Below are 9,281 nucleotides of genomic sequence, written 5' to 3'. Positions count from 1 at the left end.
TAAACAGGAGGGCGCCCAGCGCCCGACGCCGCAGGCACCGCCAATAAACAGAAGGGCGCCCAGCGCCCGACGCCGTAGGCACCGCCAATAAACAGGAGGGCGCCCCAGCGCCCGACGCCGTAGGCACCGCCAATAGACACTACGCCGCTACGTAGGGGGCCCATTGGGGGTCGCCGTCGTGGATGATTCCTATGAGGCGCCAGTGGGCGCCTCGGGGGACGCCTGGGGTGACTTTGAGGGTCCAGCCGATCTCTTCGAGGAGGCGGTCGGCCTTGCGGTGGTTGCAGGTCATGCAGGACGCGACGCAGTTCTCCCAGACGTGTTTGCCGCCGCGGCTTCGGGGCTGGACGTGGTCGATGGTCTCGGCGCGGTGGCCGCAGTAGGCGCAGCGGAAGTTGTCGCGGCGCATGAGGGCGGCCCGGGTGAGGGGGACGCGGGTGCGGAAGGGGATCCGGACGTAGCGGCGGAGCCTGATCACCGAGGGGACCTCGATGGACATGGTGGCCGAGTGGAGGACGGCGCCGGAGGTGTCGGTGTGGACGACCTCGGCCTTCTCTCGGAGGACGAGGCAGACGGCCCGCCGGAGTGGGAGCGTGGTGAGTGGTTCGTAGGTCGCGTTGAGAAGGAGGACCTGTCTCATCGGAGGCCCTCCATCGGGTTCTGTGTCGCCTCGGCGGACGCGCTCGTGCGCGCCTCACACCGAGGCCCGAGTATTGTCTCCGGCACCTGTGAACCCGCCATGAGGACCTCCCCAGGGGTGAACGGACCCCAAATCAGTGTGGCGCGTGAGAAGGCCGACCGCTACCCCATTAATCCCCACAAGCTCTTCAGATCGAACGCCACGCGCTGCTTACACCACGGATGGTAAGTGCTTTGTCTCTCGCTGTAACGGCCTTTACGTGGTCTCAGTGGGTGTGCGGCCGCTGCCACCAGGTGGCGTGGCCCTTGATTTGGACCTTGCCGTGGAGGTGGCGCGGGACGATGGCGGTGAGCGCGCCGGTCCTGCGTTCGCCTGGCCGCAGCGTCGCGTACTCGCATCGGATCGCGCCGCCCTGGACGATGACGCAGGGCGAGGTGAGGGAGGCGATCCTCAGCTTGGGGGCGAGTTCGTGGGTGAGGACGACCCGGTAGGCGGTGCGGTCTCCGGTGTTGCGGATCGTCCAGCCCCAGATGGTGCGTTCCCCTGACGCGGTGACGCGCGGAGAGGTGTAGGCGAACTCCACGCGGGCGGCCGCGGCGGCGTGTGCGGGCTGGGCGGCCAGCAGTGGCAGGGCGACGGCCGCGGCGGCCAGGTGGGCGAGCGGACGGCGCCCGGCGAGATGGACCTTCATTTGATCAACCCCCGATGACGATCGGTTTCTCTTCTACCGGAGATGACCTGCGCATTCACCGTCCGACACGTGGTCGGGCCGGATGTCGGCAGGCCCTTTTCCCGGCATTCCCGGACGGATCCGCATGGAGCGCCCCGGCCGCATAAGGTGCAGGTCATGAGCCGACCGCCGTACCCGCCCGCGCAGCGCCAGGACATCGTCGAGGACATCCACGGACACCGGGTCGCCGACCCGTACCGGTGGCTGGAGGACCGTGGGGACGCCGCCACCGAGGAGTGGCTGGCCGCGCAGGACGAGCTGTTCCATTCGATCGTCGACGGGCTGCCCGGCCGTGACGGGCTCAGGGAACGGCTGACGGAGTTGCTCGGCGCGGGCAGCGTCGGCTCGCCGGTGTGGCGCGGCGGGCGGCGCTTCTTCACGCGGCGCGCCGCCGGCCAGGAGCATCCGGTGCTCTACACGGTGGAGCCGGGCGACGACGCGGAACGCGTCCTGATCGACCCGATGGAGCTGGACCCGGAGGGCACCACCACCCTCGATCTGTGGCAGCCGGACAAGGAGGGGCGGCTGCTGGCGTACAAGATCTCCAAGGGCGGGGACGAGGAGTCCGTCCTGTACGTGATGGACGTGGCGACCGGCGAGCGGGTGGAGGGTCCGATCGACCGGTGCCGGTACGGGTCGGTGGCGTGGCTGCCGGGCGGCGAGGCGTTCTACTACGTGCGGCGGCTGCCGCCGGAGGCGGTCCCGGACGGCGAGGAGCAGTACCACCGCCGCGTCTACCTTCACCGGGTGGGCACCGATCCGGAGACCGACGACGTCCTGATCTTCGGCGAGGGCCGGGAGAAGACCACCTATTACGGTGCGGGGGTCAGCCGGGACGGCCGCTGGCTGACCATCTCGGCGTCCGAGGGGACGGCGCCGCGCAACGACCTGTGGATCGCCGACCTGACCGCTCCGGGCGGGCTGGAACGTCCGGCGCTGCGCCCCGTCCAGGAGGGGGTGGACGCCGAGACCAGCCTGCATGTGGGGAGGGACGGCCGCGCGTACCTCTTCACCGACCGGGACGCGCCGCGTTCCCGGCTGTGCGTGACCGATCCCGCCGATCCCGCGTACGAGAACTGGCGGGAGCTGATCCCGCAGGACGACACGGCGGTCCTGACCGACTACGCGATCCTGGACGGTTCCGAGCTGGAACGCCCCGTGCTGCTGGCCGCGTGGCGGCGGCACGCGGTCAACGAGATCACCGTGCACGATCTGGCCACCGGCGAGCGGACGGGGACGGTGCCGATGCCGGGCCTCGGAACGATCGGCGGGATCGTCGAGCGGCCCGAGGGCGGCCACGAGGCGTGGTTCGCCTACACCGACAACGTCACGCCCACGGGGGTGCTGCGGTACGACGCGCGCACCGGAGAGGTGGACGTGTGGGCGTCCGCTCCGGGCACGGTGGAGCTGCCGGAGATCGAGTCGCGGCAGGTCACCTACGCGTCGCTGGACGGGACGGAGGTGCGGATGCTGGTGATCTCCCGTCCCGGGGCGGCGGCGGAGGGGCCGAAGCCGACGATCCTGTACGGGTACGGGGGTTTCAACATTTCGCTCACCCCCGCGTACTCGGCGAGCATCCTGGCCTGGGTGGAGGCGGGCGGCGTCTACGCCATCGCCAACCTGCGCGGGGGTTCGGAGGAGGGCGAGGAGTGGCATCGCGCGGGCATGCGCGACCGCAAGCAGAACGTCTTCGACGACTTCCACGCCGCCGCGGAGAAGCTCATCGCCGACGGGGTGACCACGTCCGACCGGCTGGCCATCTCGGGCGGCTCCAACGGCGGGCTGCTGGTGGGCGCGGCGCTCACCCAGCGTCCCGACCTGTACAGGGCGGTGGTGTGCTCGGCGCCGCTGCTGGACATGGTCCGGTACGAGCGGTTCGGTCTCGGCCGCACCTGGAACGACGAGTACGGGACGGCCGACGACCCGGAGGAGTTCGGCTGGCTGCTCTCCTACTCGCCGTACCATCACGTCCGCAAGGGCGTCCCCTACCCCGCGACCCTGTTCACGATCTTCGACAGCGACACGAGGGTGGACCCGATGCACGCCCGCAAGATGTGCGCCGCGTTGCAGCACGCGACGTCGGGGGACGCGCCGATCCTGCTGCGCAACGAGTCGGAGGTCGGTCACGACGCCCGTTCGGTGAGCCGTTCGGTGGGGTTGATGACCGACACGCTGTCGTTCCTGGCGTCCCAGACGGGGCTGGACCTGTGAGGCCCGCTCCGCGGCTCGGCGACACGGCGCGGGAGAGGATCCTGCGCCTGCTCGCCGAGCCCCCTCCCGAGCAGGACGGGTCGGCCTCGTACCTCGACCTTCTCCCGCCCGAGAGGCCCGCCACCGACACCCCGGCGCAGCGGTTGATGGAGTCGGCGTTCCTCCCGCGGATCTACGAGCGGATCTGGCGGCCCATCGGCTTCAACCTCATGAAGGGCTGGCCGGTCGGCCCCGACACCGGCGAGGAGCACGCGCTGGCGCGTTCCTGGCTCGCCCTGGACCGGTCGCCGCCCCCGGACGCGGTCGTGCTGGACGTGGCGTGCGGTCCGGGCAACGTCACCCGCGCGCTGGCGTCCGGCGTGGACGAGAAGGGCGGGCTGGTGGTGGGCCTGGACGTCGCCGCCGGGATGCTCGCGCGGGCCGCCGCCGACACCTCGATGCCGCAGGTCGGGTTCGTCCGCGGCGACGCGACCGACCTGCCGTTCCGGGACGGGACGTTCGACGCGGTGTCCTGCTTCGGCGCCCTCTACCTGTTCGACGACCCGTGGGGCGCCCTCGACTCGATGATCCGGGTGCTGCGGCCCGGCGGGCGGATCGCGATCCTCACCAGCCGCCGCCCGTCCGTGCCGCTCACCCGCACGGCCGGCGGCGCCCTGCACCGTCTCGTCGGCCTGCGGCTGTTCGGCGATCGCGAGATCACCCGCTTTCTGGACGGCCGCGGCCTCACACAGATCAGGCAGCGCAGGTACCCGGCCATGCAACTGGTCGGGGCCCGCAAGCCCGACGCCTAGACGAGAGGCTTCTCCAGGTAGACGTTGACGATCCCCCCGATCTGCTCCCTGCGCACCTCCGTCCAGCCGAAGCGGTGGTACAGGCGCAGGGCCGACTGCTGCAACTCGGTGGTGTCGGCGCGCAGCACGCGGTAGCCGAGCTCGGCGGCGCGCTGTTCCAGCGCCCTGACCACGGCGGACCCGTAGCCGCGGCGCTGCACGCCCGGGTGGACGCGCAGGCGGACCATCTCCACCGCGTCGAGGGCGGGCCCGCCCAGGACATAGCCGCCCAGGGCGCGGTCGCGGCCCGCCGGGACCAGGTCGGCGCGGCGCAGGCCGCCCATGGCGACGATCCGCCCGTCCAGTTCGCCGACGATGAACTCGCCGTCGTTGCGGAGGTAGATGTCCTCCATGCGGAAGAAGTCGTGATCGTAGTAGACGCCGTCGCCGGGACGCAGCCCCACCTGGGCCAGACCCTCGCGATGCAGCTCCAGGACGGTGGCGTGGTCGTCGGAACGGTAGCGGCGCAGCCACAGGGCACCGTACGTCCACACGGGCGGCTCCACCCGGAGCCGGACCACGGCCGTGGCACGCCTGCCGCCCATGTCATCAGCGGCGCCGTCGTTCGTGGGGACGCCGTCACGCGGTTCCATGGCGGTCAGACTTGCTCGGAGGGATCGACCGCGGGGGTGGGCGCCGGACCGCTGGTGGGGCTCTTCACCCGGGGACCGGACAGCGCCTCGTAGAACTCCGCCAGCTCCGGTATCTGGCCGAACTTGGCGTTGACGGCCGCGCCGATCTGCCGGGCGCGGTGGACGAGGATGTCGGAACGATGCTCGGCCGGCAGGTCGAGGATCGCGTCCCGGCCCGCCTGCAACGCCCCCTCGGGGTTGCCCGCGTGCAACTGGCAGGTCGCCCGGTCCAGCCTGACCAGGGTGCGGTCCACCCGGTCGGTCGGCGAGTAGAGGGTCAGGGCGCGGCTCAGCACCTCGTCGCCGTGCTTGTGGTCACCGAGGTTGGTGAACGTGTCGCCCTCGTAGAAGGCCATCTGCCGGTCGGTGAACCCGAACGCCAGGTCACCGGCCTGCTCGGCGGACAGCTGCTCGAACACCGCCCGCCCGCGTACCAGGGCGCGGCGGGCGCTCGGGGCGGCGTCGGAACGGCCGCGCAGCGCCAGCATGCCGAGCGCGCGCGCCTCCACCGCGGGTGCCATGGCGGCCGCGACGCCGGGGCTGCGACCGGCCAGGTCCTGTGCCTTGCGTGCCAGGTGCAGCGCCTCGCGCGGGTCGCCGTAGTACATGGGCACCAGCGACTCGCGTACCGTCACCCAGGCCCGCAGCTGGCGGTCGCCGGTCTCGTCCGCGGCGGTACGCGCGGTGCGGAAGAACGAGCGGGCCAGCCGATGATCCCCCAGATTGATCATGATGAGCCCGGACAGCCCGGACAGCTGCGCGGCCAGCCGGCACAGCCGTTCCTGGAGCTCCACGGGCTGCCTGCGGTCGCACATCCGGCGGACCTCGCTGAAGTCCAGCAGCACGTCGCACAGCATCCGGAGCGACGGCGTCGCCTGGTACTGCCGGCCGTAGCCGAGCGTGGTCTCCTCCCACTGGTCGAGCATGGTCGGCGAGACGGTGGCCCGCACCAGCGTGTCGTCCATCTTGCGTCGCAAGTTGTCCACGGCCCCAAGGAACTGGCCGTCGAGCGCCACGCCCGCCCCGGCCAGGAGTTGAAGAAGGGTTCTGCGGAGCACGACGTCCTCCTCTCCCACATCGATGGAGGGGGACCCGGCGCGGTCGGCACCCCCAGGTCTGCTGACGGAAAACACGGGCCGGTCGCCGGGACCGGACACGACCGTCCCCACCAGCGGAGGGTCGTGCACCGGCATGGCCGGCCGCCCCGGCAGGCGGTCCGGCGAAGGCTCGGACACGTATCCGGGTGCCCGCGTAACCAGATCGCCCGGGTGCCGCGCGGCGGACCCCGTCAGGTCGGACGCGCGCGTCCGGTGCTTCTGGCCGCAGATGCACGAGCTCTGGTAGCCGAGCTCGTCGGGCTCCACCCGGTAGACGACGCAGAGGTAGTGCAGGTACTCCGGGCCCGGCCGTTTGTAGCCGCTCTCGTACGCCGACAGCAGCGTCTCGCCGAGCCGGGGCTGGGGCTTGCCGTCGACCTCGTACAGGGCCTTCACCTGCGCCACGATGTCGGAGAGCGCCACGCCGTGCGAAAGCCGGTGCGCCTTGACGCGGCTGGTGCCGAACAGCGGCCCGCATTGATCGTGGATTTCCTCCGCGATCTCCACCGGACCGCGCCCTTGCGCCAGACCGCGTGCACGTATTTGACGCGCTATGTCCGTTTCTTTCCGGGGGGTGTCCGACATCTTTTTCCCGGCCTCCCTCACCGTGAGGTCCGGAAACGGAGGGAAGCCCGCCGCCTTCAGTCACGGTGACCGGTATTACGGATGACCACGAGCAGATTACGTGGTGCGCACGAAGCGTAACTCCGTGCGCGCGGCCAGCCAAGCGGTTCGCCGGAATCGCGGGGCCTCCGGGAGCACCCCGTGCTCCTCGGGTAGAGATTCTTCCTCCAGGGTGGACCGATTCTCCTCCCCGAACGTGAGAAACGTATCCCGGTCCCGGAGAGGTCCCCTTGACCGATCGTGTGAGAGTTGCAATTCTCGCCGCGAGTAACGGCACGGATCCGTAAGGTTCGATCGCGGATGCGGCCGGACGGCCGGATCGAGCGGGCGGACCCCGCCGGAGCGGCCACCGCGACGGCGGCCACGGCCCGTCGCACGACGGCCGGAGGGCCGCGGCGACCGCCGCGGTCCGGCCGGGGAACGGCGGCATCGCCGCGCGGCATGGCCCGCCGCGGCGCGACGGACGGAAGGGGTGCACGGGTGGTCACCGACAGGCGTACCGGCTACCTGGAAGAACTCGAGCACGAGCTCGACACCTGGGGACTGGTCGCCCGGGTCGTGCGGACGCGCTCGGGGCCCGCGTTCCTCCGGGTGGTCAACCCAGAGGCGGCCAGCCTCGCCGAGGACGTCACCTGCGCCCCCGCGCCCGAGACCCACGTCCACTACTACTGGTGGTCCTGGGGCGAGCGACTGCACCGGGTGGACGACCCCGGCGGCGCCGCCGTCAAACTGGCCCGCGTCCTGCAACCCCTGGAGACCCTGGAGTCGCCGCACGGCGACCTTCTGGGCACCGGTCCGGACGGGCCGCGTCCCGCACCCGAGGGGCCGCGGGCCCGCTCGCCGCAGCGGTCGGCGAGCGGCCCGCGCCCTCCCTGAAGCCGGACGTGTCCCGCGGGGTCGCGGCCGGAACGGCGCGGCAGCCGACGCCCCCGCGGGACACGTTCGCCGGCCACCCGAACCCGCCGGCCGGGCCGCACTCCCGGCCGGCGGGACCGGGGAGCCGGCCCGAGATGTCCTGCCCGTGTGCCCGGGCGGCCCCGGCTCACCTCGTCCCGTCCCGGCCCCTTCCCATCCAGGCCGGGGCCAGGCGAGCCGCCGGAGGCCGGTTGCTCGGGGTCCGGGACACGGGCAGGCCACCCCGCTTGACGAACGTCCTCCCCGGACGTTCCCACGGTCACAAGGAGAGCCCACGGGCTCGCCCCGGTGACCCCCCGTCCGCGGGGTCCGCGTCCCTCACACCCTCCGCTGACCCCGCGGACAGGAAAACCAACCCTCCCCGGCCAGGCGGCCCGGCTCGTTCCGGCAACGAACCGCTCGGCACCGTCCCCTACGATCGGCTCGTACCGCCGGACCTCGACGACGAGCCGGCGCGACCATCCAGCCGGCCGGGGAGGGCTTCCACATGTCACTCAGCCTCGCGTCCGTCGTGCCCGCCATGGCGGGCGCCAACGGTATGCCCTGGGTGCAGGACGGCACGCCAGAGGTCGCGTGCCGCTCCCGGGAGCCCAGCGTGGCCTGCCGGGTGGTGTGGAACGTCTCGCACAACCCCGAGTTCACCGGCTTCTTCCGGAACTGGCTCGACCGGCCGCTCACCGCCCTCTTCTGGATCATCGTGATCCTGGTGATCGCCATGATCGCCCGGGCCGCGGCGCACCGCATGATCAGCCGGATCACGCTGCGGATGGCCGAGAGCACCATGTCCGAGCGCGTCCGCGAACGCAGCCGCACCGTCTTCGACGGCAGCCCCGTCCTGCTCAACCAGCGCCGCGCCCAACGGGCCAGGACCATGGGCTCCGTGCTGCGCAGCATCGCCTCCATCGTGATCATGGGGATGGCGTTCTTCAGCATCCTCGGCCAGCTCGGACTCAACCTCGCACCCGTCCTCGCCAGCGCCACGGTGATCGGCATGGCCGTCGGCTTCGGCGCGCAGAACATCGTCAAAGACTTCCTCGCCGGCCTGTTCATGCTCCTCGAAGACCAGTTCGGCGTCGGCGACGTCATCGACGTCGGCAGCGCCAAAGGCACCGTCGAGGCCGTCACCCTCCGCGTCACCCGCATGCGCGACGTCAACGGCGTCGTCTGGTACGTGCCCAACGGCGAGATCAAACACGTCGGCAACGAATCCCAGAACTGGGGCCGAGCCGTCCTGGACGTCCCCGTCGACATCCACGAAGACGTCGAGAAGGTCAAAGAGATCCTCCAGAAGACCGCCGACGAGATGGCCGCCGCCGGAGAATGGCAGGACCTCATCCTCGAAGACCCCTCCGTCTGGGGCGTCCAAGCCCTCACAGGAGACGCCCTGATCGTCCGCGTCGTCCTCAAGACCGCCCCCGGCAGACAAGCCGACGTCTCCCGCGAACTCCGCGAACGCGTCAAGAAGTCCTTCGACGAAGCCGGCATCACAGTAGCCACCGCGGGAGGCTGAAAAGAAGTACTTGTTGCAGGCGCTGTGTTCATTGGCGGTGCCTACGGCGTCGGGCGCTGGGCGCCCTCCTGTTTATTGGCGGTGCCTACGGC

8 protein-coding genes are annotated in these 9,281 nt (G+C 71.2%); 4 read left to right on the top strand and 4 right to left on the bottom strand.

The window, feature by feature from the left end; genetic code table 11:
* Positions 1–139 precede the first annotated feature (139 nt).
* Together ACGWYJ_RS37970 and ACGWYJ_RS37965 are read right to left on the bottom strand one after the other, a co-directional pair.
* A complete protein-coding gene (locus ACGWYJ_RS37970; protein ID WP_285699416.1) occupies positions 140–640 on the bottom strand; it encodes an HNH endonuclease in 501 nt (166 codons plus the stop codon).
* A gap of 265 nt (positions 641–905) precedes the next feature.
* Positions 906–1,331, bottom strand: coding sequence for a hypothetical protein (locus ACGWYJ_RS37965; RefSeq protein ID WP_395111458.1), 426 nt, complete (start codon positions 1,329–1,331; stop codon positions 906–908).
* Positions 1,332–1,487: 156 nt separating this feature from the next.
* Here ACGWYJ_RS37965 and ACGWYJ_RS37960 point away from each other — a divergent pair, with 156 nt between their 5' ends.
* Positions 1,488–3,581 (top strand): prolyl oligopeptidase family protein, encoded by a 2,094-nt coding sequence (locus ACGWYJ_RS37960; protein WP_395111456.1) that lies wholly within the window; start codon positions 1,488–1,490, stop codon positions 3,579–3,581.
* A complete protein-coding gene (locus ACGWYJ_RS37955; RefSeq protein ID WP_395111455.1) occupies positions 3,578–4,372 on the top strand; it encodes a class I SAM-dependent methyltransferase in 795 nt (264 codons plus the stop codon). The genes ACGWYJ_RS37960 and ACGWYJ_RS37955 overlap by 4 nt, the downstream gene beginning before the upstream one ends.
* Here the strand turns inward: ACGWYJ_RS37955 and ACGWYJ_RS37950 are convergent.
* Positions 4,369–5,004, bottom strand: coding sequence for a GNAT family N-acetyltransferase (locus ACGWYJ_RS37950; protein WP_395111453.1), 636 nt, complete (start codon positions 5,002–5,004; stop codon positions 4,369–4,371). The genes ACGWYJ_RS37955 and ACGWYJ_RS37950 overlap by 4 nt on opposite strands.
* 5 nt (positions 5,005–5,009) lie before the next feature.
* Positions 5,010–6,647 carry an XRE family transcriptional regulator gene (locus tag ACGWYJ_RS37945; protein ID WP_395111451.1) on the bottom strand — a complete coding sequence of 546 codons (1,638 nt, stop codon included), beginning with the start codon at positions 6,645–6,647 and terminating at the stop codon, positions 5,010–5,012.
* 597 nt (positions 6,648–7,244) lie between these two features.
* Between ACGWYJ_RS37945 and ACGWYJ_RS37940 the strand changes: the two genes are divergently transcribed.
* A complete protein-coding gene (locus ACGWYJ_RS37940; RefSeq protein WP_395111450.1) occupies positions 7,245–7,640 on the top strand; it encodes a hypothetical protein in 396 nt (131 codons plus the stop codon).
* 526 nt (positions 7,641–8,166) lie between these two features.
* A complete protein-coding gene (locus ACGWYJ_RS37935) occupies positions 8,167–9,189 on the top strand; it encodes a mechanosensitive ion channel family protein (RefSeq protein WP_395111448.1) in 1,023 nt (340 codons plus the stop codon).
* Positions 9,190–9,281 lie beyond the last annotated feature (92 nt).

The organism is Actinomadura sp. SCN-SB (assembly GCF_043906805.1).
GTDB lineage: Bacteria > Actinomycetota > Actinomycetes > Streptosporangiales > Streptosporangiaceae > Spirillospora.
The sequence above is the reverse complement of the archived record's forward strand: the minus strand, read 5'-3'. Positions and strand labels throughout refer to the sequence as shown.